The 25,185-nt window shown below is 42.5% G+C and carries 22 protein-coding genes; 1 reads left to right on the plus strand and 21 read right to left on the minus strand.

What is annotated here, in order from left to right; all coding sequences use genetic code 11:
- Positions 1-2 precede the first annotated feature (2 nt).
- The 3 genes from A8805_RS02800 to A8805_RS02810 form a co-directional block, all read right to left on the minus strand.
- Positions 3-569, minus strand: coding sequence for a DNA-3-methyladenine glycosylase I (locus A8805_RS02800; RefSeq protein ID WP_109708811.1), 567 nt, complete (start codon positions 567-569; stop codon positions 3-5).
- 127 nt (positions 570-696) lie between these two features.
- Positions 697-1,869: an NAD(P)-dependent malic enzyme gene (locus A8805_RS02805; protein WP_109708669.1), complete on the minus strand. Its 1,173-nt coding sequence runs from the start codon at positions 1,867-1,869 to the stop codon at positions 697-699.
- A gap of 20 nt (positions 1,870-1,889) precedes the next feature.
- The gene (locus tag A8805_RS02810) at positions 1,890-2,837 is read right to left on the minus strand and encodes an L-lactate dehydrogenase (RefSeq protein ID WP_109708670.1); all 948 of its coding nucleotides are present in this window, start codon (positions 2,835-2,837) and stop codon (positions 1,890-1,892) included.
- A gap of 368 nt (positions 2,838-3,205) precedes the next feature.
- On the opposite strand from A8805_RS02810, the gene A8805_RS02815 reads away from it, so the two are divergent.
- Complete coding sequence (locus A8805_RS02815) at positions 3,206-4,756, plus strand: L-glutamate gamma-semialdehyde dehydrogenase (protein ID WP_109708671.1); 1,551 nt, start codon at positions 3,206-3,208, stop codon at positions 4,754-4,756.
- Between the two features lie 16 nt (positions 4,757-4,772).
- Here the strand turns inward: A8805_RS02815 and A8805_RS02820 are convergent, their stop codons facing one another.
- The 18 genes from A8805_RS02820 to A8805_RS02905 form a co-directional block, all read right to left on the minus strand.
- A complete protein-coding gene (locus A8805_RS02820; RefSeq protein WP_109708672.1) occupies positions 4,773-5,627 on the minus strand; it encodes a DNA/RNA non-specific endonuclease in 855 nt (284 codons plus the stop codon).
- A 314-nt stretch (positions 5,628-5,941) separates the two neighbouring features.
- A complete protein-coding gene (locus A8805_RS02825; protein WP_109708673.1) occupies positions 5,942-6,328 on the minus strand; it encodes a hypothetical protein in 387 nt (128 codons plus the stop codon).
- Positions 6,329-6,345: 17 nt separating this feature from the next.
- The gene (gene rlmH / locus A8805_RS02830; RefSeq protein WP_109708674.1) at positions 6,346-6,825 is read right to left on the minus strand and encodes a 23S rRNA (pseudouridine(1915)-N(3))-methyltransferase RlmH; all 480 of its coding nucleotides are present in this window, start codon (positions 6,823-6,825) and stop codon (positions 6,346-6,348) included.
- 11 nt (positions 6,826-6,836) lie between these two features.
- A complete protein-coding gene (locus A8805_RS02835) occupies positions 6,837-7,262 on the minus strand; it encodes a C-GCAxxG-C-C family protein (protein WP_109708675.1) in 426 nt (141 codons plus the stop codon).
- A 97-nt stretch (positions 7,263-7,359) separates the two neighbouring features.
- Positions 7,360-8,748 carry an NADPH-dependent glutamate synthase gene (gene gltA, locus A8805_RS02840; RefSeq protein ID WP_109708676.1) on the minus strand — a complete coding sequence of 463 codons (1,389 nt, stop codon included), beginning with the start codon at positions 8,746-8,748 and terminating at the stop codon, positions 7,360-7,362.
- A complete protein-coding gene (locus tag A8805_RS02845) occupies positions 8,748-9,638 on the minus strand; it encodes a sulfide/dihydroorotate dehydrogenase-like FAD/NAD-binding protein (RefSeq protein ID WP_109708677.1) in 891 nt (296 codons plus the stop codon). Before A8805_RS02845 ends, gltA begins: the two co-directional genes overlap by 1 nt.
- Before the next feature lie 152 nt (positions 9,639-9,790).
- Positions 9,791-10,972, minus strand: a complete 1,182-nt coding sequence (locus tag A8805_RS02850; protein ID WP_109708678.1) for an iron-containing alcohol dehydrogenase — start codon at positions 10,970-10,972, stop codon at positions 9,791-9,793.
- 167 nt (positions 10,973-11,139) lie between these two features.
- Positions 11,140-12,516 (minus strand): chitobiase/beta-hexosaminidase C-terminal domain-containing protein, encoded by a 1,377-nt coding sequence (locus tag A8805_RS02855; protein ID WP_109708679.1) that lies wholly within the window; start codon positions 12,514-12,516, stop codon positions 11,140-11,142.
- A gap of 11 nt (positions 12,517-12,527) precedes the next feature.
- The gene (folD, locus tag A8805_RS02860; protein ID WP_109708680.1) at positions 12,528-13,367 is read right to left on the minus strand and encodes a bifunctional methylenetetrahydrofolate dehydrogenase/methenyltetrahydrofolate cyclohydrolase FolD; all 840 of its coding nucleotides are present in this window, start codon (positions 13,365-13,367) and stop codon (positions 12,528-12,530) included.
- Positions 13,368-13,382: 15 nt separating this feature from the next.
- Entirely contained in the window at positions 13,383-15,053 is a 1,671-nt protein-coding gene (locus A8805_RS02865; RefSeq protein ID WP_109708681.1) for a formate--tetrahydrofolate ligase, read from the minus strand.
- A 222-nt stretch (positions 15,054-15,275) separates the two neighbouring features.
- Complete coding sequence (locus A8805_RS02870; RefSeq protein ID WP_109708682.1) at positions 15,276-17,744, minus strand: DNA translocase FtsK; 2,469 nt, start codon at positions 17,742-17,744, stop codon at positions 15,276-15,278.
- A 184-nt stretch (positions 17,745-17,928) separates the two neighbouring features.
- Positions 17,929-18,642, minus strand: a complete 714-nt coding sequence (locus A8805_RS02875; protein ID WP_330405709.1) for a ClpP family protease — start codon at positions 18,640-18,642, stop codon at positions 17,929-17,931.
- 316 nt (positions 18,643-18,958) lie between these two features.
- The gene (locus A8805_RS02880) at positions 18,959-20,233 is read right to left on the minus strand and encodes an O-acetylhomoserine aminocarboxypropyltransferase/cysteine synthase family protein (RefSeq protein ID WP_109708683.1); all 1,275 of its coding nucleotides are present in this window, start codon (positions 20,231-20,233) and stop codon (positions 18,959-18,961) included.
- 116 nt (positions 20,234-20,349) lie between these two features.
- Positions 20,350-21,108, minus strand: coding sequence for a CFI-box-CTERM domain-containing protein (locus A8805_RS02885; protein ID WP_109708684.1), 759 nt, complete (start codon positions 21,106-21,108; stop codon positions 20,350-20,352).
- 11 nt (positions 21,109-21,119) lie between these two features.
- Positions 21,120-21,851 carry a YebC/PmpR family DNA-binding transcriptional regulator gene (locus tag A8805_RS02890; protein WP_109708685.1) on the minus strand — a complete coding sequence of 244 codons (732 nt, stop codon included), beginning with the start codon at positions 21,849-21,851 and terminating at the stop codon, positions 21,120-21,122.
- Between the two features lie 134 nt (positions 21,852-21,985).
- A complete protein-coding gene (locus A8805_RS02895) occupies positions 21,986-22,333 on the minus strand; it encodes a type II toxin-antitoxin system PemK/MazF family toxin (RefSeq protein WP_109708686.1) in 348 nt (115 codons plus the stop codon).
- 90 nt (positions 22,334-22,423) lie between these two features.
- Positions 22,424-23,590, minus strand: coding sequence for an alanine racemase (gene alr, locus A8805_RS02900; protein ID WP_109708687.1), 1,167 nt, complete (start codon positions 23,588-23,590; stop codon positions 22,424-22,426).
- A complete protein-coding gene (locus A8805_RS02905) occupies positions 23,587-25,092 on the minus strand; it encodes an NAD(P)H-hydrate dehydratase (RefSeq protein ID WP_109708688.1) in 1,506 nt (501 codons plus the stop codon). Before A8805_RS02905 ends, alr begins: the two co-directional genes overlap by 4 nt.
- Between the last annotated feature and the right edge of the window lie 93 nt (positions 25,093-25,185).

Genomic DNA, 25,185 nt, shown 5'->3' on the forward strand with positions numbered 1-25,185 from the left:
CATTAATGCTGTTTATAGAAAGCACAAGATACCAGATGGTCATTCACCATGCCTACTGCCTGCATAAAGGAATAAATAATTGTTGTACCCACAAATTTAAAACCACGTTTTTTCAAATCCTTGCTTATAACATCCGAAATGGATGTATTTGCAGGAACATCCTCTATTTTAGTCCACGCATTCACAATTGGCTTGTTATCTACAAATTTCCATACGTAGTTGTCCAGAGAGCCAAACTCCTCGCAGAGCTTGAAATACGCTTTTGCATTGTTGACAACAGCATTTACCTTGAGCCTGTTTTTAATAATCCCGTTGTTTTGCAAAAGTGATTCAATCTTTGCATCATCATATGTAATAAGAATTGCAGGATCAAAATCATCAAATGCCTCACACAATGTATCCATCTTTTTTAGAATCGTTGACCAGCTAAGTCCGGCCTGCTTTCCTTCTAATATTAACATTTTGAACAGCTTTCTGTCATCATGCACAGGAATACCCCATACTTTATCATGATATTCCTGCTCCAGCTCACTTTTCACTGCCCAATCACACCTTTTTATTTCATTCATATCTACACACACTACCTGCAGCCCTCCCCTAAGAATTTTTAGTTATCTTCTGTAATATTTAAGGACACAGTCTCCCAAATAAGAGAAACTATGCCCTTCTTTATAAGTATACACAAGCCTGATCTTCTTAGATTCTTGCTACACCTGTTTTTCTTGCTGCTTCCGCAACCGCTTCTGCAACTGCCTTTGCAACTCGTTTGTCAAACGGATTCGGAATAATATAATCTGGACACAGCTTATCTTCTTCTACCAATCCTGCAATCGCATAAGCTGCAGCCACTTTCATTTCATCATTGATGTCTTTTGCACGTACATCCAGTGCACCACGGAAAATGCCCGGGAATGCCAGTACATTGTTAATCTGATTCGGGAAATCACTTCTTCCAGTACCTATTACAGCAGCTCCTGCATTTCTGGCTAAATCCGGCATAATTTCTGGAACAGGGTTTGCCATTGGGAACAGAATCGGCTTATCAGCCATGCTCCTTACCATTTCCTCTGTGACAGTACCAGGAGCAGATACACCGATAAATACGTCTGCGCCTTTTAACACTTCTGCCATTGTTCCTTTTTCCATGTTTTGATTGCAGATCTCTGCCATCTCCATTTTTTCTGAATTTAAGTTTTCCCGACCTTTATAGATAGCTCCCTGGCGGTCACACATAATAACATTTTTCAGCCCTAAGCTTACCAAAAGCTTTATAATAGCAATTCCGGCTGCACCTGCACCGGAGGTAACCACTTTAATTTCATCCAGGTTTTTCCCAACCAGTTTCAGGGCATTGATAAGAGCTGCCGCTGTTACAACGGCTGTACCATGCTGGTCATCATGGAAAATCGGGATATCACAGCATTCTTTTAATCTTCTTTCTATTTCAAAGCATCTTGGTGCAGAGATATCTTCCAGGTTTACCCCTCCGAAGCTTCCTGCTAAGAGGCTGACTATCTTTACAATTTCATCTACATCTTTAGTGCGTACACACAAAGGGAATGCATCCACATCACCAAATGTTTTAAACAGTACGCATTTTCCTTCCATAACAGGCATTCCTGCTTCCGGCCCGATATCACCCAAACCTAATACAGCAGTTCCGTCTGTAATAACTGCCACCATATTCGCACGGCGTGTATATTTATAAGATAAATCTACATCTTCTGAGATTTTCAAACAAGGCTCTGCAACTCCTGGAGTATATGCAACGGACAATTCTTCTGGTGTTTCAAGTTTTGTTCTGCTAATTACTTCAATCTTACCTGCCCACTCTTCATGCTGTTTTAATGCAAATTCTTTCATGTCCATGACTCTCATTCTCCTTTTTCTTATTGCTCTTTTACCTGTGCCCAAAACTCCTTTAAAAGTTCCACTGAATGATTCATAGCCTCTGTCTCTTCTTGATTCATCGGAACATTAAAAGCCTTCTCAATACCATCCCAGCCAATACGGCATGGAAGGGAAGCTGCAACTCCTGCCCATTCGCCAAAACTCTCGTCCAGGACATGTGCCGCAGGAAGTACTGCTTTATCATCATTTATAATCGTTTCCACAATTGTAGAAACTGACATTGCAACTCCATAGAAAGTAGCGCCTTTTAGTCCTATTACTTCCGCACCGCCGTTCTTTGTGTGCTCTGCAATCTCTGCCTTGTCAAGGGAAATCCCTGTTTGCTCTTCATATTCTTTCAGAGGAAGACCTCCTATTGTAGCTGAACTCCATACAGCAACCTGGCTGTCCCCATGCTCTCCCACAATGTATGCCTGAACATCTTTCACATTTACACCCAGCTCTGTACTGATATTATGACGGAATCTTGCAGTATCAAGAGAAGTTCCGCTTCCGATTACTCTATGAGAGGGAAGTCCTGAAAATTCTTTCACTGCTGTTGTCATCACATCTGCTGGGTTAGAAACCACAATAATCAGTGGATTTTCCGCATATTTCATGATACTTTCTGTAATACTTCTGATAATGGAAACATTGGTTTTCGCCAATTCCAGACGTGTCTGTCCCGGCTTTCTTGCAATTCCTGCGGTAATAATGATTATCCGTGCATCTGCACACTCCTCATATCCGCCTTGCCTTACCTGGATTTGCTTATGGAAACTGGTTGCTTGGGCAATGTCAATGGCTGCTCCCTTCGCCTTGTCCTGATTTACATCCACCAGAACAATGTCATTTGCTTGGATTTTTGCCATGAGAGTATAAGCAATTGCTTCCCCTACATTACCTGCACCTATTACTACAATTTTTTCTTTGCTTTTGTTGTTCATATATGCACTCCTTTTCTTTAATGTACCACCGTCTCATGTGTACAAACGCTGTTTTCCGAAATGATTGATTCCAGGTAAAAACAGCCTGTTTTCCTGTGTTTCAGGGCGTTTTGACCTTGTCCTGAAAGTTGCAAAATAGGTTCCATATATAAATTGTTAAAAAATCGACTTTTCCTAAAAAGTCTACCACATTTTGACTTTCATGTCAATCTGGAAACATCTCATTATCCTGTTAAAAACGTCTCATTATCCCTGTCAGTTAATAGGATTCTCCATTACTTCCTATTATATAACTGATAAAGCATTGACGCGATAAAATAGCAATGATAAAATATGTATAAAATTGAATACTCAGGAGGTAAAGCAGCATGTTAAAAGGTTTTAAAAATGCATCAGAATTAGATTTTACAATTCCATCAAATAGAGAAGCAATGTTACAGGCATTTGCACAGGTTGATGCAGAAAAAGGCCAGGAATATCCGCTTATTATAGGTGGTAAGAGAATTATGACAGAAGAAAAAATTACATCTATTGCACCATCAACCAAGGAAGTGGCCGGGAAGGTAAGCTCCTGCAGCCAGGAACTGGTGGATGAGGCAATACGTGCTGCTCATGAAGCATTTAAGACATGGAGCAAAACCTCTGTTGAAGAAAGAATCTGCTGTGTCAGAAGGCTTGTGGATTTAATGGACAAGAACCGTTTTGTACTGGATGCATGGAATGTAGAAGAGAATGGAAAGAATTGGGGCGAAGCAGACGGGGAATTATGTGAGGCTCTCGATTTTTTTAATTCATACATTCTCCATATGCGGGAACTGGATAAGGGACTTGAGCTTGTATATTCTGAAGAAGCAACGAAATGTATTTATACTCCCATCGGTGTAGGTGTGGCGGTTCCTCCGTGGAATTTCCCTCTGTCACTGCTGGCAGGTATGGCGGTGGCAGCGGTAATCACAGGAAATACTATCGTATGCAAGCCTTCCTCTGATACACCAATTGTTGCTTATAAATTCGTAGAACTGTGTGAAAAAGCAGGATTTCCTGCTGGTGTCGTAAACTTCATCCCTGGCTCAGGTTCTGTAATCGGAGATTTTATTGTAAAACATCCTTTGACCAGATTTGTAAACTTTACAGGCTCCAAGGAGGTCGGTCTGCGTATTAACAAAATGGCGGCAGAAGTATCTGAAGGACAAAAATGGATCAAACGTGTTGTTGCTGAGATGGGCGGCAAAAATGCAATTATTGTGGATTCTACAGCAGATTTAAAAAGAGCCGCTGCAGGAATTGCAAACTCTGCATTTTCTTTCCAGGGGCAGAAATGTTCTGCATGTTCCAGAGCAATTGTCCTGAGCGATGTATATGACAGACTTGTGGACGAAGTTGTTACATATACAGATGAACTAAAGAAACAGCAGGGAAGCGGACGTGACAATCTTGCTGTTGGTCCTGTTATCAACAAGGCGGCATTTGACAACATTGCCGGATATATTGAAATTGCGAGAAAAGAAGGCAACATTGTATTAGGTGGAAATTATGATGACACGGAAGGTTTCTATATTGAGCCAACAGTTGTCCGTGATATTACAAGAGATGCCAGAATTGCAAACGAAGAAATTTTCGGGCCTGTACTGGCAATTATTAAAGCAGAGTCTTTTGAGGAGGCACTCGATATTGCAAACGATACAGAGTATGGCCTGACAGGTTCCGTATACACAGAAGACCGGGGCAATATTCAGAAGGCAAAAACAGAATTCCATGTAGGAAACCTGTATTTTAACAGAAAATCTACAGGCGCAGTTGTACTTCAGCATCCATTTGGCGGATTTAATATGTCCGGCACAGACGCGAAGACAGGAACAAGAGATTACCTCACAAACTTCCTGAATCTGAAATCCGTATGTGAGGACTTAACCTATTAATTGATATAAAAGATATTCAAGTATTAAAATAAGGACTGTTGATTTGAACCCAAAAGAATTCAATCGACAGTCCTCTATTCTTGTATATCATTTTGCCTTCACAGTATACATCTGTACCCGCCACATTTTCATTTTCTTCCAGTGAAATAACGCGTTTAGCTTCATCGGGATTTACATTTTCAAATTCATCGATAATTTTATTCCCATTTAGTACATACTCATATTTATATTTAGATGGAATTTGAGTTGTTATATCAGGATATGTGATTGTAGCAACAAACTTGTCACACCCTTTGGCATCTCTAATTACTTTTTCCATATATGATTGATTTCCATGCCTATTCAATGTACTGTTTTGTGGAGTGATGTTATATGCATTCGCTACTCCACCAAGAGAATCTGCTATAACATGTCCTTCATCTAAGTCTTTTCGCTCCGTTCCAGGCACTTTTGCTTCATCATCATAATATCTTCCGCCTGAATTAACAGGTTCCGTTGATTCATCTTGCAAAATAATCTTATCTGCAATTACATTAGTCAGTTGTCCATATTCATTTGTAAACGCCCAATACGTTCTATTTCCATAGCCAACGTCCACTGCAACGTTAGGTTGTCTTTCTCCGGATAAATCACCACCATCTACTTCTATAATTTTATATGTTGCGCCATTATACTCTATTGAACCATTATTATTTTGTACCTCTGTGCTATTTGCTGAGTGCACAAAATCGGTACTTATCGTTTCATTAGAACCGCTGTTTTCAATTTTATCCTTTTTAATATCGCTCTCATTAAATACAAATGAACCTATTATTAATAATAATAGAAATATTCCTATAGACTTTTTCTTTAATATTTTTTTATTCCTCATTTTTTTACACCCCAATTATCTAATACACCCAAATTTCTTTTGTAATTTATATTTCCCTTTTTCCCTTCATTTTATCATGAAATACTTATTATCAATGATATAACTGGCACATCTGTGCTTTGAATTTTAATTTACATGATTTAATTAAATATATGCCACCAGGGAAAAAGAACCAATTAAAAAAGGATGGCAGGCTGTGCGGCTAGCTATCCCTTTCTTTTACTATATTCCGTTTTCTTGAGTTCGCAAAAAATTCCTAATCAGCAGTTTTCTCCCCCCCCCGTTACTTGTAATATGGTTTTTCCATGAGTATATTAAGCTGCTATAGTAAAGTGAAACAAAAATTCTTTACCATTTCGTATGAATTTATACATATCTGTGTTCTTTTCCGGATTACTTTTTATACGGTATAGAAATGGACATAGTTTTTCTTCTATATTAGAATCCCCTAAATAAGGTTCCTTTATGTGAACAGTGTCAAAAAGCTTCGTGTTTATAAAATAAAAATGCTTCCAGTGGTTCTCATGAGAGAATGCCGTTGTAGCAGTATATGCCTCTAATATTTCTTCGCCTGAAACCGGTACTTTGTCAGGAATCTTTTTTCCTATTGATATTCCTCCTGATGAAACAAGTATTGGAGGCATATTATATATTAAAATCAATACTAAGACGGTAAGCAGTATAGTAATTTTCTTTTTCATTATTTTTTAAACCTCCGTTACTTATGATATGGTTCTCCCTGTATAATCCTGTAACTTCTATATATCTGTTCCAGCAAAATAACTCTCATTAACTGATGCGGAAATGTCATACGCGAAAAACTCAAAGCATAATCAGAACGTTTCATAACTTCTCTGCCAAGTCCTATAGAGCCACCGATTACGAATATAATATGGCTGGTGCCGGATACAGCAAGTTTTTCCACCTTCCCAGCCAGCTCTTCAGATGTGAGCTGACTTCCCTGTATTTCCAGTGTAATTACAAATGCGTCGTCACGGATATGTTTCAGAAGGCGCTCTCCTTCTTTTTCCCTGATACTATTTTCCACTGTCTCGCTGGCCTGGTCGGGAGTTTTTTCATCTGCAACTTCAATGATCTCAAGTTTACAATATTTACTCAGCCGTTTGCGGTATTCCTCAATGGCACTCTTTAAATATGTTTCTTTTATTTTCCCTACAGTTAAAAGTGTAATCTTCATTTTCGTTTCCTCTAACAGCTCTCTTTTATCCCCTTATCCCTAAGGTAATCCTCTACCAATACTACTGCATCTTCTATACACTGGTCGCAACTGCACAGAGGACGGTCTGCACCGATTCCTTTTAATTCCCTGCATAGGATAGATTGATTCTTATCTTTAAACTTTTGGGCATAAGCTTTTACTTTTTTATAGGTATCTGCCTTCGTAGACGTTCCCTTTTCTAAATTTCCTACACTGTTATCAAGTCCAATAGCCATAAACATTCCAGTTACAGCACCACACACTTCCATCATGCCCATTCCAAATCCGAATCCTTCTGAAATCTTAAACATTTCTTCTTCGGAGACACCAAAATCCAGGCAAAAAGTACATGCTACGGCCTGACAGCAGTTATACCCCTTTTTATGGTATTCCAAAGCCTGCTCTTTTCTTGTCATTAAAATTTCCTCCCAGGATAAAACAATTTCTCCATACCTGCCGCAAAGGAAAAAGTCCGTTGCTTACCAGATATGGAGAAATGGTTATTTGTTATGATTACTTGTTGCTCAGATATTCATCAATGCCCTTTGCGCCTGCTTTTCCTGCACCCATGGCAAGAATTACGGTTGCTGCTCCTGTCACAGCATCCCCGCCTGCAAATACAGCTGCTTTTGAGGTTTGTCCATTTTCTTCCTCTGCAATGATACATTTTCTTCTGTTGACATCTAATCCTTTTGTTGTAGAAGCAATCAATGGGTTCGGTGAAGTTCCCAGAGACATGATAACTGTATCTACTTCAATCTCATATTCGGAATCCGGAATTTCTATAGGACGTCTTCTTCCCGATGCATCCGGCTCACCCAATTCCATTTTAACCACTCTCATTCCCTTGACACTGCCGTTCTCATCCACAAGAATTTCTTTTGGATTCGTAAGAAGATTAAAAATGATTCCTTCTTCTTTTGCATGATGCACTTCTTCAACTCTTGCCGGAAGCTCTTCTTCACTTCTTCTGTACACAATATGTACCTCAGCTCCAAGTCTCAAGGCAGTCCTTGCTGCATCCATAGCTACGTTTCCGCCGCCTACAACTGCAACCTTCTTACCTGCAGCAAGTGGGGTGTCATAAGAAGAATCAAAAGCTTTCATCAGGTTGCTTCTTGTCAGGTATTCATTTGCAGAGAATACGCCGTTTGCATTTTCTCCCGGAATTCCCATAAACATAGGAAGACCTGCTCCAGAACCAATAAATACAGCTTCAAAGCCCTCTTCTTCAATCAGCTGGTCAATAGTAACAGATTTACCAATGACAACATTGGTTTCAAATTTAACGCCTAATTCTTTTACTTTTCCAATCTCTTTTGCCACGACTTTATGTTTTGGAAGACGGAATTCAGGAATTCCATATACTAATACACCGCCCAATTCGTGAAGTGCCTCGAAAACAGTTACGTCATATCCCATTTTCGCCAAATCTCCCGCACAAGTAATTCCTGCCGGTCCTGAACCGATTACTGCCACCTTATGGTTTTTCTTTTCCTTTGCCCCTTCCGGCTTGATATCATGCTCCAGAGCATAATCTCCCACAAAACGCTCCAGCTTTCCGATAGATACCGGTTCACCTTTGATTCCGCGGATACATCTTTCCTCACACTGTGATTCTTGTGGGCAGACACGTCCACAGACAGATGGAAGTGCAGATGACCTGCTAATTACCTTATAAGCTTCTTCAATATTACCCTTTTTAACTTCTCTTATAAAATCAGGAATATTAATTGCTACCGGACATCCGGCGATACATTTTGCATTTTTACATTCGAGACAACGTGTTGCCTCATCCATTGCTTCTTCCTGGTTGTATCCCAGACAAACTTCTTCAAAGTTTTTTGCTCTTACTTCTGGGTCCTGTTCTCTTACAGGGACTTGTTTTAATACATCCGCCATTAGTTGTCACCTCCACAGACTCCGCAGCCACCATGATGAGTGTCTCCTTCTTGTAATTTCAAAGTTTTACGGCCTTCTTCGGTTTTGTACATACGGCTTCTTGTCATAGCCTGATCAAAGTCCACAAGATGTCCATCAAACTCAGGCCCATCCACGCAGGCAAACTTCACTTCATCACCCACCTGGAGACGGCATGCCCCGCACATTCCAGTTCCATCAACCATAATCGGATTCATACTGACAATCGTAGGAAGCTCCAGTTTCTTTGTGAGCAGGCACACAAATTTCATCATAATCATCGGTCCGATAGCCACACACACATCATAGTGCTTTCCTTCATTTTTAACGAGATCTTCTATTACAGTAGTAACCATACCGGAACGTCCATAAGAACCATCGTCTGTAGTAATATACAGATTACCTGAAACAGACTCCAGCTCCTTTTCCAAAATAAGAAGATCTTTTGTCTTAGAACCAACGATAACATCTGCTTCAATTCCATGCTCATGCAGCCACTTCACCTGTGGATATACCGGTGCGGCACCAACTCCGCCGGCTACAAATAACATCTTTTTCTTCTTCAGTTCCTCAATATCTTCATGGACAAATTCAGAAGGACATCCTAACGGCCCTACAAAATCCCTGAAACTGTCCCCTTCTTTTAACTCTGCCATTCTCGTTGTAGAAGCTCCCATAGCCTGGAATACAATCGTAATTGTTCCCGCTTCTCTGTCATAATCACAGATTGTAAGGGGAACTCTTTCTCCCTTATCATCCATCTTTACAATTACAAACTGTCCTGGTTCACAATGGCTGGCAACACGTGGTGCATGCACATCCATAAGATAAATTATATCAGCCAGTTTTTCTGCTTTTACTATCTTATACATTTTATTCCTCCTTGAAAAAGATTACCCTTTTCTTATAATACGACATAAACATTGGATTGGCAAGCATTCTTTTAAGCAGAATACCTGGGCGCAAACAGGGACAGTCACGTCTATGTGCCTGTCCCCTCTTGTATGTAAATGAAGCTTTCCTGCTAAAAATCTACTTCTGTTCCATAATAAATACAACAGAACAGTTTTTCCATCTCTGCCGGAGTGATACTTCTTGGATTGGAACCTGTGCAGGCATCACCTACAGCCAGCTCAGCAATATTTGCAATCTTCTCTTTAAATTCCTCTTCAATAATTCCGAATTCTTTCAACGTCTTAGGAATGTTGAGTTCTACATTGAAAGCATCAATCTTCTCACAAAGACTATTAATCAGGGCTTTCTCGGAAGCTCCCGCAAGTCCAGTACGGCGTGCGATCTCAGCGTAACGTTTTGCAGCTACAGGGTCTTTCGCATTATACCTGATTACATATGGCAGATACATTGCATTTGCACATCCATGTGTGATGTGTCCTGTGGAGAATGCAGCGCCTGTCTTATGTGCCATAGAATGTACAATCCCCAGCAGTGCATTGGAAAATGCCATTCCTGCCAAACACTGTGCAGTATGCATCTGCTCTCTGGCATTTTTGTTTCCTTTGTAGGATTCCGGCAGGTAATCAAATACCATTTCAATTGCCTGAATTGCCAGCGGGTCTGTGAAAGCACAATTTAAGGTAGATACATATGCTTCAACCGCATGGGTCAGGGCATCCATTCCTGTATAGGCAACCTGTTTTTCAGGAAGTGCTTCTACCAGCTCTGAGTCTACAATAGCTACATCAGGTGTAATATTAAAATCAGCTAACGGATATTTCACACCTGTTTTATAATCAGTAATAACTGAAAATGCGGTAACTTCAGTAGCTGTGCCCGATGTAGATGGAATTGCAGCAAATTTTGCTTTTTGCCTTAATTCCGGGAAATTAAACGGGATGCATAGGTCTTCAAATGTTACATCCGGATATTCATAAAAAGCCCACATCGCTTTAGCAGCATCAATAGGGGAACCTCCGCCTATAGAAACAATCCAGTCAGGTTCAAAAGCACGCATAGCTTCTGCCCCTTTCATAACTGTCTCAACAGATGGATCCGGCTCTACTCCTTCAAAAAGCTCTACTTCCATTCCAGCTTCTTTCAGATATCCTACTGCCCTGTCAAGAAATCCCTGGCGTTTCATGGAGCCTCCGCCAACTACAAGAATTGCCCTTTTCCCTTTCAGGTTCTTTAGTTCTTCCATACATCCTTTTCCGTGATAAATGTCTCTTGGTAATGTAAATCTGCTCATCCTAATTACATCTCCTTTATAATCTTGTTATCTTTTTAACAAGTCCATTATATCACTGTTAAACTTTTAACGCAACCGATGCGCTATGGAAACCCCGCAAAACCTTGTATAAAATTCCATACAATCTTACATGAAGATATGCTGTCCGCTATTCATATATTGAAAAACTAATCCGCCAATTCCAGTACATAATTCCGCTTCGTCACCTGTGTATATTTACCCTGCTTGTTCACAAGTACCGCGCTGAACATGGTCTGCCCCGGAGGCATGTCGATGGGACCTTCATACAGAGTTGATGCATCGGTAGGATTTGTACCATCTATTGTATAGTACGCCTTATACCCTTCCGGGATATTAATTGTAATCTGCGTTGCCGTATCATACTGTCCCGTTGAAGGAGTGACCGCCGGTGCATCTGCGACCGGAATATCTATTGTATAAACTTTAGAGACGGTAAGGCTTGGAATCTTCTTTTTATTGATGGAAACCGCCTTGATGGTTGTCTCCCCTTCTTTTAGAAGAATTGGTTCTGTATACTCAGTAGAAGATGTATCAGGCTCAGAACCGTCTGTAGTGTAATAAACCGTTTGACCGGAGGAATTTAAAGATACCTCCTGCACCTCAGAATATGTACCTTCCTCCAGACTGAATTCAGGTGCTTTAGATATATAAGACTGTACGCCCAGTAAAACATCGTCGTCCTCACAATCATCCAGAAGTTCAGACACTTTGATAAGCTGCTTTGTATCCTCATAAAAATGAATCGCAGCTTTGTACAGCTCCACATTGGAAGGCTGTGAGCTGATTGCAGTAAGAAATACTGCTTCCGCCTTATCCAGGTCCTCCTGCTGTATATATATCTTCGAAAGACCGGTATATGCTTCCGCTTTCTTGCCATTTTTAGAAATCGCATTGTTAAAATGGTTTTCCGCTGCCGTATATTCTCCGGATTGCAGGGCTTGATTTCCCTTCCCCATTTGTCCTTCGTATGAATTCTGATAAAGAACAAACCCGAACACACCTGCCAGAATTACAAAAACCAAGAGAATGATAAGCGCCCTCTTACGCCGTTTTTTTGCCAGCCGCTTCTTACGGGCTATTTGCTGCCTTCTCTTCTCTTCCGCCTCTGACCTGCTCTGACGTACGGACCCTGTATTCTGACGTACAGAACCTGTAGACATCCTGCCTGTCTGATGCACAGACCCGGTAGACATCCTGCCTGTCTGACGCGCAGACCCTGAAGAAGTCCTCCTTGGCTGCTGTCCCTGCCGCATAGAGGCGTTTCTTCTCGTCCGTATTTCATCCATTTCACCCTGGCTGAGAACTCTGGTAGAATTGCTGTACTCCTGTGATTCTCCCCGGCGGATTCTTCTTATGTCATCTGTCCTGATTTGTCTTGTGGCGTCTTCGATAGAGCCCTTCACTTCCCGCGCGAGGACATCTTCCAGAGGATTATAATCCGGTACAATCTGAACTTCCATTTCGCATTCCGGACAGTATAGCATATCGTCCGGAATCATGGCACCACAATGTGTACACCTCATCTTACTTCCTCCTATTTACGCACAGTTTCCACGCAGTTATTCATCAGCATGGCTATTGTCATTGGTCCAACACCCCCGGGAACGGGAGTAATTGCAGATACTTTATCTGCTACATCCATGTAATTTACATCCCCGCAGAGTTTACGGTTCTCATCACGGTGCATTCCTACATCAATAACAACAGCTCCTTCTTTTACATATTCAGAATCAATAAACTGTTTTTTTCCAATCGCAACAATTAAAATATCCGCTCTTTTCGCAACCTTCTTCAAATCTTTTGTTCTCGAATGTGCCACGGTCACTGTTCCGTTTTCCCTAAGCAACAATGCAGCCATAGGCTTACCCACAATATTACTTCTTCCAATTACAACACATTCTTTTCCTTCAATCTCAATTCCTGAACGCTTCAAAAGCTGGATAATACCGGCGGGCGTACAAGATACAAACCCTTTTTCGCCTATCCAGAGGCGGCCGACGCTGCTTGGATGAAATCCATCCACATCCTTGTCAGGGGAAATTGTGCGTATAATTTTATCTTCATCTATATGTGAGGGCAGAGGAAGCTGCACAAGAATCCCATTGACGCCCGAATCTGCATTGAGCTGCTCTACCAGGTTCACAAGTTCCTCCTCCGTAGTCGCCTCCGGCAGTTCAAACGCTTTGGATTCAATCCCAATGTAAGCGCAAGCCTTCTTTTTGTTGTTTACATATACCGTAGATGCCGGGTCCTCCCCCACTTGTACGACAGCCAGACAAATCTGTTCTCCTGCCGCCCTTATCTTCCCGACTTCTTCCTTTAATTCATCCTTTATCTGCTTGGAAATCAATTTCCCATCAATTATCTGTACCATCCCCATCCTCTTTCCTTAAAACAATCCTGTTATCTTACCATCTTCTGTCACATCAATATGATTCGCTGCCGGTATTTTGGGAAGTCCCGGCATCGTCATAATAGCTCCGGTCAAAGCCACTACAAATCCTGCACCCGCGCTGGCGTAGACCTCCCTGATATGAATATCAAAATTCTCAGGACGTCCTAGTTTGCCAGCATCATCTGACAGAGAGTATTGATTCTTCGCCATACAGACAGGGAAAGAGCCTAAGCCCATCTGTTCTATCTTTGTAAGCTGTTTTTCAGCAGCCGGTTCATATACAACACCGCGGGCACCATAGATTTCCTTCGCTATAGTTTCTATTTTTTCTTTTAAGGACAGCTCATCCTTATACAGAGGATGAAAATGGCTCTCCTTCTTTTCTAAAGTCTCAAGAACCTTTTCCGCCAGTTTGATACCGCCTTCTCCGCCTTTTTCCCAGACTTCTGAAAGCGCAAATTCGCACCCCCGCTCTTCACAGAACCTGCGGACAAATTCATGTTCAGCGGCAGTATCCGTTACAAATGAATTCAATGTAACAACTACCGGCACATCATATTTTTGAATATTTTCTATATGTTTTTCCAGATTTACAATGCCTTTTTCAAGTGCCTGCAGATTCTCTTCACCTAAATTTCCCTTTGCAGCTCCACCATTATACTTCAAAGCACGCACGGTTGCAACTAAAACTACAGCGTCCGGTTTGAGTCCCGCCTTGCGGCATTTAATATCCAAAAATTTCTCCGCACCTAAATCAGCACCAAAGCCGGCTTCGGTAATAGTAATGTCACTGATTTTCAATGCCATTTTGGTAGCACGTACACTGTTGCAGCCATGAGCAATATTAGCAAACGGTCCTCCATGTATAAGAGCGGGTGTATGCTCAAGGGTCTGTATGATATTGGGTTTAAGGGCATCCTTCAAAAGTGCGGTCATGGCCCCGGTAGCTTGTAAGTCCCCGGCAGTCACCGGATCACCTTCAAAATTATAGGCAACAATAATCTTGCCAAGGCGCTGCTTCAAATCAGCAAGATCATCCGCCAGACACAGGATAGCCATAATTTCGGATGCTACGGTAATCACAAAATGATCCTCCCGCACCATACCATCCATTTTGTTGCCCAGTCCCACCACAATATTCCGCAGCGCCCTGTCATTCATGTCCAGACATCTTTTCCAAACCACCTGACGAGGATCAATCCTGAGTGAATTTCCCTGCTGTATATGATTATCTAACAGAGCAGAAAGCAGATTGTTTGCAGAAGTGATTGCGTGGAAATCCCCTGTGAAATGCAGGTTTAAATCTTCCATAGGAACAACCTGGGCATACCCGCCGCCTGCTGCTCCGCCTTTGATGCCGAAGCAAGGGCCCAGAGAAGGTTCCCTCAGGGCAATCAGGGCTTTCTTATTCAGTTTCGCCATCGCCTGGCCAAGCCCTACCGTAGTCGTAGTCTTTCCCTCACCTGCCGGTGTAGGATTAATCGCAGTTACAAGAACCAGTTTCCCATCCTCACGGTCCTTTACCTTATCCCATAAGTCTTCAGATAATTTTGCCTTATACTTTCCGTAGAACTCAAGATCATCTTCCATAATTCCAATACTGGCCGCCACATCTTTCACAGGCAGCATTTTTGCTTCCTGAGCAATCTGAATATCCGTTTTCATCCCTTCTCCTCCTGCTTATGTTACTTGGACTTGGTCCTTTCAAGTCCTAGTTACAAAGTACATCCTGTCGACTTAGGCAGGGTTCTTTCCTGGCTTAGTGACATGGATGTTTCCTACTATGTTACTAGGACTTGGTCTTTTCAAGTCCTAGTTACAAAGTACATCCTGTCGACTTGGGTGAGGTTCTTTCTCACCTTAGTGACATGAATGTTTCCTTTCTTATTACATGTTCTCTTTTAGATACTGTTCAAATTCTTCCTCTGACATCAAGATTTTTCTGGGTTTCGTGCCTTCTTCAGGACCTACCACACCTGATTGTGCAAGCTGGTCCATGATACGGGCAGCTCTGTTAAACCCAATTTTAAACATACGCTGCAGCATACCGATAGATGCCTTTTCTTTATCAATAATTAATTTTCCGGCTTCTATGAAGTAGGCATCTCTGGAATCTCCTTCCCCTGAAGCCTCCTGGGATGCGCCAAATGCACCTCCTCCAATATTAGAGCTGACATGCTCCTCCACTTCCTCACTGTAAGAAGCATCCCCGTTGTGTTTGATTAAATAATCCACCACCTGCTGGACCTCTTTATCTGAAACGAAAGAGCCCTGCACTCTTACGGGTTTTGGATATCCTGTAGGATAGAACAGCATATCACCTTTACCAAGAAGCTTTTCCGCTCCATTCATATCAATAATGGTGCGTGAGTCTACCCCTGAAGATACGGAAAATGCAATTCTCGAAGGCATATTTGCTTTAATCAGACCTGTTATAACATTTACAGACGGCCTCTGGGTCGCCAGTATCAGATGCAGCCCTGCAGCTCTCGCCAACTGTGCCAGACGGCAGATTGCTCCTTCCACCTCTCCGGGTGCCACCATCATCAGATCTGCCAGCTCGTCCACAATAATTACAATCTGAGGCATTCTTTTAGGAATATCCTCTCCCGCCCCAAGCCGGCCCACCTTTTCATTGAATCCTTTTAAATCCCTTACATTATATTCTGCAAACAGTTTGTATCGCTTTTCCATTTCTGCTACAGCCCAGTTTAATGCTCCCGCCGCTTTCTTTGGGTCCGTAACCACGGGAATCAGAAGGTGAGGAATTCCATTGTAAACACTGAGCTCTACCACCTTAGGGTCCACCATAATCAGCTTCACATCTTCCGGGGAAGCCTTGTATAGAATGCTCATAATCAGTGTATTAATGCAGACAGACTTCCCTGAGCCCGTAGCTCCCGCAACAAGAAGATGAGGCATCTTGGCAATATCAGCCACCACGACTTTCCCGGAAATATCCTTTCCTACCGCAAAGGCTATACCTGACTTACTGTTTTTAAATTCTCCGGCTTCCAAAAGGTCTCTGAGCATCACCGCAGTATTTTCATTATTTGGAACCTCAATTCCTACAGCGGCTTTTCCCGGAATAGGCGCTTCAATCCTCAAATCAGTCACAGCCAGATTCAGTTTAATGTCATCCGCCAATCCTACAATTCTGCTCACTTTTACGCCCTGTTCCGGCTGAATCTCATACCGGGTTACAGAAGGGCCGCAGCTTGCATTGGTTACATGTACCTGTACCCCAAAATTCTGAAGCGTCTGCTCCAGCTTCAGAGCCGTGGCGCGAAGCTGCGCATCCGAATCTCCGCCTGTTTTTTTGCCCCTGTTTAACAAAGACATAGGAGGCATCTTATATATCCTGACAGGCTGCTCTTCCTGAATCTTTACGGACTCTTCTACAGATGCAGTTTCTGCTGCAATTACCTGGGCACTTTCCTTTGTCTTGGATCGTTTTACAGATTCATCAGCTCTTCCTGTCATCTCTTCCGGTATAATTTCTTCAACAGCATCCCGCACAGGTTCCGCCCTGTTAATCACCAAATCTTCGAAAGGAGACGGTATAGGAGACGGCTGTATCTCTTCACCGGATACCGTTAATTCTTTCAAGTCAGGTGACTTTCTGCCCGGTGTCTTATTTGCCTCTTTCCCAGTCAGGGTGGTGGCAAAAGAAACACCTGATACCTTCTTGTCCAGCCTTCTCGCTTTGACATCCGCTCTTTTGCTTTCTTTTTCAACCTGTCTGTCGGCACGTCTCTGTGCTAATGCTTCTTTTCTTTTTTTCGCATCCTCATAAGCTGCCTTACTTTTATGGCCTAATGGGGAGAGAAGGGATTTCTCTGTAACCAGGATCCCGCAGATAATCATCAGAATCACGATGACCACATAGGTTCCTACCCTTCCAATCAACGGGCACAAAAGCATTACAATAGAGCCGCCCATAAGACCTCCGGCATTTCTGTGCTGGCTCGCAAATTCATAATAAGACAATAGACCGGCCCCGGAATCGTATGGTTTCATAACCAATTGTAAAAATGCTGTAAGGAGCAAAGTTAAAACGAAGACTGCTCCTGATTTTATGTACGCGTGTGTATTGCCCTTATTAGAAATAAGAAAGGCAATCACACCAAATAGGATAAAGGGCAAAATATATGCCACCAATCCAAATAATCCAAACATAACGGATGAAACTGCCTCCCCCGCAATTCCTCCCAGACCAAAATTGCTGATTACCAGCAGGATACATACTGCCAATACTGCAAGTATCAGGATTTCTTCCCTCAAAGCAGTGTTTTCGGCAGGTTTCTTTGGTCTGCCCCTTGTACTTTTTTTCTTCTTTGTTGACTTTTCAGCCATAATACTTCCCCCTTGGTATTTACACATACTTATTTTAGTATACCATTCTTTGAAAAACCTGTCATTATTAATTTTTTATTACAGTTCAGCAATGTAAATATTCAGGAATGGATGCAGGAGCAAGCTTGCTTTTGTATGCAGCTATCCCTGAATATTTATTTGGCTGAACTATAACGAGCTATAGCTATCTCCCACGCTCCATGTCTATCATCTCATGCAGCTTGCGAAGGGCCTGGCTGATACCGCCCACCTCATTTATAATCCCTTCCCTGACAGCCTCCTCTCCCTCTAAAAGGGTACCTACATCTTTCACAAGCTGGGTGGAATCCAGCATCAGCTTCTCCAGACGTTCCTGGGTAATGTCAGAATGATCTGCTATAAACTTCGTAATTCTGTCCTGGGTCTTCTCCATATTGCGGTAGCTTTGGATTACCCCAATAAACATCCCTGCACTGCGCACCGGATGAACAATCATTGTGCCGCTGGGAACGATAAATGAATAATCTGCCGAAACGGCAAGAGGGCCTCCTATGGAATGACTCCCGCCTAATACAAGTGAAACTGTAGGTTTACTCAGTGATGCTATCATTTCGGCAATAGCAAGACCAGCCTCTACATCTCCCCCGAGTGTATTCAGCAAGATTAAAATTCCCTCCACCTCATCATTGTCTTCAGCCTCCGCCAGGCGGGGAATCAAATGTTCATATTTAGTAGCTTTTGTATTACTGGAAGCAGCCTCATGTCCTTCTATCTCCCCAATAATTGTGATAAGCTGAATGTTATGTTTGTTTCCTTCTTTCCCAAGCCGCAAGGTTCCCGTATCTTTTATTTCTTCATTTTCCGCCGCCTGCTTTTCCTGAATCTCTTCTTCCTTATTGTTATCCATATTATGTTCCATATTTATCCTGCCTTTCTGCTTATGTTACTAGGACTTGGTCTTTTCAAGTCTTAGTAACAAAGTACATCCTGTCGACTTGCTTATACTACTTAGTAAGGTCTTTTCGAACTTAGTAGTAAAGCACAACCTGCTGGCTTAGTGAGGTTTTCTCGAACTTAGCAGCATGGTTGTCTCCTTAGTGATATGGATGCTTCCTATTAAATGTCACTATTTTTACATAGTGTTTGAAAGAAAAGCCGGAATTATACCTCTCCAACCGGAACAACGAAAGCAAAAATGGTATGAATGCAAATTGTATACATCCATACCATCTATTTTATAGCAGCGCCTGCCTGATATCCGCAATAATATCTTCTACATTTTCAATTCCCACACTCAATCTGATTAAATCTGGCTGAACTCCAGCTTCGGCCAACTCCTGATCATTCATCTGACGGTGTGTGTGGCTTGCAGGATGAAGCACACAGCTGCGGGCATCTGCAACATGTGTCACAATTGCCACCAGCTTCAGTTTATCCATCATTTCAACTGCCGCGTCCCTTCCTTCTTTTAAACCAAAGGTCAAAACACCGCAGGTCCCTTTAGGCATATATTTCTGCGCCAAATCGTAATACCTGTCTCCTGGAAGAGACGGGCAGGATACCCATGCCACTTTTTCATGACTCTGCAAATACTGTGCAACAGCAAGCACGTTCTCGCAATGACGGGGAACACGCAAATGCAGGGTTTCAAGACCTATATTTAAAAGAAAAGCATTCTGAGGAGACTGTATGGAACCCAAATCTCTCATAAGCTGTGCCGTGGCCTTCGTGATGTATGCACCCTTCCCAAACTTCTGGGTATATACAATCCCATGATAAGTCTCATCCGGTGTAGTCAGTCCGGGAAATTTATCCGCATAAGCTTCCCAGTCAAAATTACCACTGTCCACAATTGCTCCGCCTACACAGGCTGCATGTCCGTCCATATATTTTGTAGTGGAATGAGTCACAATATCTGCCCCCCACTCAAAAGGACGGCAATTAATTGGTGTCGCAAAGGTATTGTCCACTATAAACGGTACGCCATGTGCATGTGCAGCCTTGGCAAACTTCTCAAGATCCAGGACAACCAGAGCCGGATTCGCAATTGTCTCTCCGAAAACTACTTTTGTATTCTCCTGAAAAACAGCATCCAGTTCCTCCGGTGTACAGCCAGGGTCAACAAATGTAGCATCTACACCCATTTTTTTAATTGTGTGGGCATATAAATTGTATGTACCGCCATAAAGCGCGGAGGCACAAACAATATGGTCACCTGCTTCCACAATATTCATAATCGCATAGAAATTTGCAGCTTGTCCGGAAGAAGTAAGCATCGCAGCCGCTCCGCCTTCCAAGTCACAAATCTTTGCAGCAACCGCATCATTTGTGGGATTCTGCAGACGGGTATAAAAATAGCCGGCCTCCTCCAGGTCAAACAGACGCCCCATTTGTTCACTGCTTGTATATCGAAAAGTAGTACTCTGATAAATCGGAAGGATCCTGGGCTCTCCGTTTCCCGGCTCATAGCCGGACTGTATGCACTTCGTCTCAATATTGTAACCGCTCATTTTCGTTCCTCCTTGCTTATGCAACTTAGGCTTTGTGTTTTAAAGCCTTATGTTGCAAAGTACATCCTGTTGACTTAGGCATGGTCTTTTCATGCCTTAGTAACATGGATGTTTCCTTATGAGTATAAGTATTTCTTTTCCAGGCTACGGACCATATCTTTGTATAGTTCCCTGCATTCTTCCTTTTTCTCTTCTTCAATCAAACGTATACACGGACTTAAATAATCCTGCCAGATTCCGGCGTATATATCCGATGAACATTCTTCCCTGTCTATTCTTTTTACAATCGTCGGAGCAATATTATAATATTCCTTTACCATATCGGTGCCTGCATCAGAATTCAGAAGATATTCGTCTCTATAGTCACGAAGAATTGTCAGCTCATAACAATCATCCGGTTTGTCCAGACTTCTGCAGACTGCCGTAGTAATATAGCAGAACAATCCCTTTTTAAATCCTCCCTGAATATGCTCACGGGTGGAATGTCCAATCTTGCCGTCCGGCATCTCTTTATTCCAAAGTTCTACAATTTTCTCTGTAAAAGTTCTCGTCTTCACACTGATAATCTCTCCCATCAGAGGAACAAAATAAGATACCATATTCATGTTATTGTCCAAACATGCCAAATCCCTCTTTCTCTTGGAAGATATTTCAGCAAGCTGTTCTGCCACATAAGCAGGTATATAGGATGCAACCTCCTCCAGAATTTCATCGGACTCCTCGATTGCGTCCTTTATGTCCTCTAAAAGCCGGCTGTGCTTGCTTTTCAGAGTTTCCATATCAGGTTCATAGTTCTTTTTATGAAACTTCCCTGCATATTCCGCAGTTTCGGTAAACAGAGCAATCATCTCTGCCTGTAAATTTTTCTCATTCATAATTATCTCCTCTACTCGTCCCAATTATGGTAGACATCCTGTACATCATCATCTTCATCCAGTAAATCCAGTGTCTTCTGAATGTTTTTGATATCTTCTTCACTTGTCAGTTCCACGTAAGTCTGAGGAATCATAGTCACTTCAGCATTCGCCATTGTAATGCCTGCTTCCTCCAAATTGAGACGGACTGTACTGAAATCTTCCGGCGCCGTAAGAATTTCATAGCTGTCTTCATGGTCTGCAAAGTCTTCCGCACCAGAGTCCAAAGCCAGCATCATCAGCTCGTCTGCATCCATACTGCACTCTTCCTTATCTACCAGAATCTGTCCTTTCTCATCAAACATAAAGGAAACACATCCTGGAGTTCCTACATTTCCGCTCCCTTTCGTGAACGCATTTTTTACATTGGAAGCGGTACGGTTCTTATTGTCTGTCAGCGCCTTTACAATAATTGCCGTACCGTTTGGTCCATACCCTTCATATGTAATATGTTCGTAGTTATCCCCGGAACCTTCGCCTGCTGCCTTTTTGATGTTCCTTTCAATGGTGTCATTGGGCATATTGTTGGACTTAGCCTTTGCAATCACATCACGCAGTCTGCTGTTATTATTCGGGTCCGGACCTCCCCCCTCTTTTACCGCAACGGCAAGCTCACGTCCCATCTTCGTGAAAATCTTGCCCTTTGCAGCATCATTTTTCTCTTTTTTATGTTTAATATTTGCAAATTTAGAATGTCCTGACATCTCTAATATCCCCTTTGTATTTTCTTAACGTACTCTATTCATCTGAGATGAACTTGCCATACAATTTTACCATTCTTTTCCCGACATTTCAATTATTTCTTCACAGTTTGCCTTCATTCAGCAAATTAGTATACTTATGTAGGAAGTTCCAGGCTAATCCGAATGGCGTCGTTTACTTTCTTCATCATCGAATTGTCCACATGGCAGACAAATTCTTTCAGCCTCTGTTTATCAATGGTACGTATTTGCTCCAGCAGTATCACCGAATTTTTTATAATATTATATTTTTGGGCACTGATTTCAATATGGGTAGGAAGCTTTGCTTTATTCATCCGTGATGTAATAGCCGCACAAATAACTGTAGGACTGTGCTTATTTCCCACATCATTCTGAATAATCAGCACCGGGCGGATACCGCCCTGCTCTGAGCCAACAACTGGGCTCAAATCTGCATAGTATATATCTCCTCTTTTAATTACCAAACTGTCTCACACTCCGATTCTAAACTTTAACAACTCTGTTACTACACTTGAGTATTCCCGCTTTTTTCGGATGTATGCAGGCATAATTTCCTAAGATAGATACTCTACCTGTTCTACAACTTTTCCATTCTCTATATAAACTCTGGGAATCCGTCTTCCAAGGCAGCATACAAACTCATAATGAAAACGTCCGCATAAGCTGCTCAGCTCTTCCACCGGAATGTGTTCCTCCCCATCAAAGCCGATAAGTACGACCTGATCCATATATTTAGCTTCTGGTATATGGGTGACATCAACCATAAACTGATCCATACAGACACGCCCTAATATTCTGGCCCGCTTCCCATGTATCAATACATCAGCTTTGTTAGAAAGCCTTCGTGAATAACCGTCACCATAACCTACAGGTATCGTTGCCACCCTCATTTTTTCCTGCGCAACGAAGGTGCCGCCATAGCTGATGGGCGTCCCCGCCTCAATCTCTTTCACAAAAGTGATATGGCTGATTAACTCAAGTGAAGGTTTCAAATTCACTGCATCTTTGCACACCTCATCCGAAGGATACATTCCATATATGGAAATCCCTGCCCTCACCAGATTATGTTTCATATCCGGGAAATCAATAATTCCCGCACTGTTGTCACAGTGATAATATGTAATATTAAGCCCCTCATTTTTTAGGACTTCTTCCATCCAGACAAATTTTTCATGCTGCTCTACTGTATATTCTTTCTCCTTCTCATCAGCCTTTGCAAAATGTGTATATACGCCTTCCAGCTTCACATTCGCAAGCCTGCTGATTTCCACGATATCCTGTACCCCTGCGGCATTGGGTAAAAAACCAAGTCTTCCCATTCCCGTATCCACTTTCATGTGAAAATATGCAGTCCTGCCAAGCCGGACTGCGGCCTCAGACATTGCCTGTGCCATCTCTTTCATATAGACTGTTGCGCGGATTTCCTGACGCAGCATTTCTTCATACTGTTCTGGAAAAATGCAGCCTAACACTAGAATGGGTTTTTTAATACCCACATTTCTGAGAGATACTGCTTCCTCAAAACTTGCAGTGGCATATCCCCATATATAATCCTTTTCTTCAAATATTCTGGCAATCGGACTAGCCCCATGCCCGTATCCGTCCATCTTAAGAACAGCAATAATCTGCGCGCCATCTCCGATATGTTCCTTTATCTGTTCCATATTATGGTCTACTGCATCCAGGTCTATCCTGGCATAAACTCTGCTGTATTGCTTCATCTTACCATATTCTCCTCTGTCTTTTTTAAACAGGTTCCAACTCCTGTAATCAAATCTTCTGCCAATGTACTGTAGGAGCCTTTCACCTCCCTGGCCTCGTCTCCGCCGCATGCATGCAGATACACACCGCATACTGCTGCCTCGTAAGGCATAAGTCCCTGAGATAGCAGGCCTGCAATCACACCGGCGAGTACATCCCCTGAACCTGCTTTTGCCATAGAGCTGTTCCCGGCAGTATTGACAAATATCTGCCTATCCCATTTTGCTACCAGGGTGCGCGCATCCTTCATAGTACATACAACACCATATCTATCCGTAAATTCCCTTGCTTTTTCGAAACGCTTTTCCACAAGCTCCGGTATCGTGCAGTCCAGGAGTTCGGACATTTCCTTCATATGAGGGGTCAGGATAAAAGGACGCTCCCGCCCTCCCAAGAGCTCCAGATGAGTACTTAGTATATTCAGTCCGTCAGCATCGATTACACAGGGAAACTTTACTGTTCTCAGCACCTCCACAACAAGGCTTTCTGCAATATTGCTTCTGCCCAGACCGCACCCGATACACACCACATCTGCCCATTCAAGAAGTTTGTGCAAAGTCTCCTCATCATATTCCGTATAAGTACAAATAATAGCTTCCGGTAAAAGCTGCTGTAAAATAACCCGGTTTTCCTCCGCTGTATAAATCTGTATAAGTCCTGCCCCTGTGATATATGCTGCTTTTGCACTCAGGTAGGCGGCACCTGACATTCCCTTACTTCCGGTAATCATCAGCACTTTTCCATAAGTACCTTTGTGGGAATTCGGCTTTCTTGCCGGAATCAGTTCCGGCAGATCTTGTTTATCAAAAGTATAGCAGACGGAAGGTTCCTTTCGGAAAGGTTTTCTGCTGATACCGATATCTATAGTAATTCGTTTTCCTGCATACATATGTCCGGGATACAGAATACACCCCAGCTTCTCACATCCAAAAGTCACTGTCAGGTCAGCTGAAAAGGAGACTCCTAATACTTTCCCGGTGGCGGAACAAATTCCTGAAGGAATATCTACTGCTATTTTCTGTCCGGGCAGGCTGTTCATCTTTTCAATAGTTTCCTGGTAAGCCCCTGTAATATCCCGGTTCAGCCCAACTCCAAAAACTGCATCCACTACACTAGTATATTCCTGCTTATTTATTGATGTTACTATGGACACACCGCATTTTTCAGCGATTTTCAACTGATGTCTGCAGTCCGGGCTCATAGAAGCCTCCCTGCCGATAAATGCTGCAGTCACTTCATATCCTTTTTCCTTCAGAAGACGGGCAATGGCAAACCCATCGCCTCCGTTATTTCCCGAACCACAGACCACAAGTGTTCTGCTTAAATTTATCCTTTCCTTCTCCATAACGTCAACGGTCCCGAGTGCTGCCCGCTCCATCAACACCATAGACGGGATACCAATCTCTTTGATTGTATACTCGTCAGCTTTTTGCATCCATTCTCCCGTAGGCAGATATCTCATGTCTTCATCCTCCTAAGCAAAAATATTGGTAACTGTTCATGGTTCTGAACAGATACAAACATTGAAATGACGTGTAGAAAGGCAGAGTTGCCC

The organism is Faecalicatena contorta (genome assembly GCF_003149105.1).
GTDB classification, from domain to species: domain Bacteria; phylum Bacillota; class Clostridia; order Lachnospirales; family Lachnospiraceae; genus Muricomes; species Muricomes contortus_C.

Coding starts and splice junctions, on each gene's coding strand:
- A8805_RS02905 (WP_109708688.1), bottom strand. CDS start 25,092: ATGAGATATCTGCCTACGGGAGAATGGATGCAAAAAGCTGACGAGTAT.
- A8805_RS02805 (WP_109708669.1), bottom strand. CDS start 1,869: ATGGACATGAAAGAATTTGCATTAAAACAGCATGAAGAGTGGGCAGGT.
- A8805_RS02850 (WP_109708678.1), bottom strand. CDS start 10,972: ATGAGCAGATTTACATTACCAAGAGACATTTATCACGGAAAAGGATGT.
- A8805_RS02820 (WP_109708672.1), bottom strand. CDS start 5,627: ATGAGGAATAAAAAAATATTAAAGAAAAAGTCTATAGGAATATTTCTA.
- A8805_RS02875 (WP_330405709.1), bottom strand. CDS start 18,642: ATGGAACATAATATGGATAACAATAAGGAAGAAGAGATTCAGGAAAAG.
- A8805_RS02880 (WP_109708683.1), bottom strand. CDS start 20,233: ATGAGCGGTTACAATATTGAGACGAAGTGCATACAGTCCGGCTATGAG.
- rlmH (WP_109708674.1), bottom strand. CDS start 6,825: ATGAAGATTACACTTTTAACTGTAGGGAAAATAAAAGAAACATATTTA.
- alr (WP_109708687.1), bottom strand. CDS start 23,590: ATGAAGCAATACAGCAGAGTTTATGCCAGGATAGACCTGGATGCAGTA.
- A8805_RS02825 (WP_109708673.1), bottom strand. CDS start 6,328: ATGAAAAAGAAAATTACTATACTGCTTACCGTCTTAGTATTGATTTTA.
- A8805_RS02835 (WP_109708675.1), bottom strand. CDS start 7,262: ATGACAAGAAAAGAGCAGGCTTTGGAATACCATAAAAAGGGGTATAAC.
- gltA (WP_109708676.1), bottom strand. CDS start 8,748: ATGGCGGATGTATTAAAACAAGTCCCTGTAAGAGAACAGGACCCAGAA.
- A8805_RS02845 (WP_109708677.1), bottom strand. CDS start 9,638: ATGTATAAGATAGTAAAAGCAGAAAAACTGGCTGATATAATTTATCTT.
- folD (WP_109708680.1), bottom strand. CDS start 13,367: ATGGTACAGATAATTGATGGGAAATTGATTTCCAAGCAGATAAAGGAT.
- A8805_RS02885 (WP_109708684.1), bottom strand. CDS start 21,108: ATGAATGAGAAAAATTTACAGGCAGAGATGATTGCTCTGTTTACCGAA.
- A8805_RS02810 (WP_109708670.1), bottom strand. CDS start 2,837: ATGAACAACAAAAGCAAAGAAAAAATTGTAGTAATAGGTGCAGGTAAT.
- A8805_RS02800 (WP_109708811.1), bottom strand. CDS start 569: ATGAATGAAATAAAAAGGTGTGATTGGGCAGTGAAAAGTGAGCTGGAG.
- A8805_RS02890 (WP_109708685.1), bottom strand. CDS start 21,851: ATGTCAGGACATTCTAAATTTGCAAATATTAAACATAAAAAAGAGAAA.
- A8805_RS02855 (WP_109708679.1), bottom strand. CDS start 12,516: ATGAGGTGTACACATTGTGGTGCCATGATTCCGGACGATATGCTATAC.
- A8805_RS02870 (WP_109708682.1), bottom strand. CDS start 17,744: ATGGCTGAAAAGTCAACAAAGAAGAAAAAAAGTACAAGGGGCAGACCA.
- A8805_RS02865 (WP_109708681.1), bottom strand. CDS start 15,053: ATGAAAACGGATATTCAGATTGCTCAGGAAGCAAAAATGCTGCCTGTG.
- A8805_RS02815 (WP_109708671.1), top strand. CDS start 3,206: ATGTTAAAAGGTTTTAAAAATGCATCAGAATTAGATTTTACAATTCCA.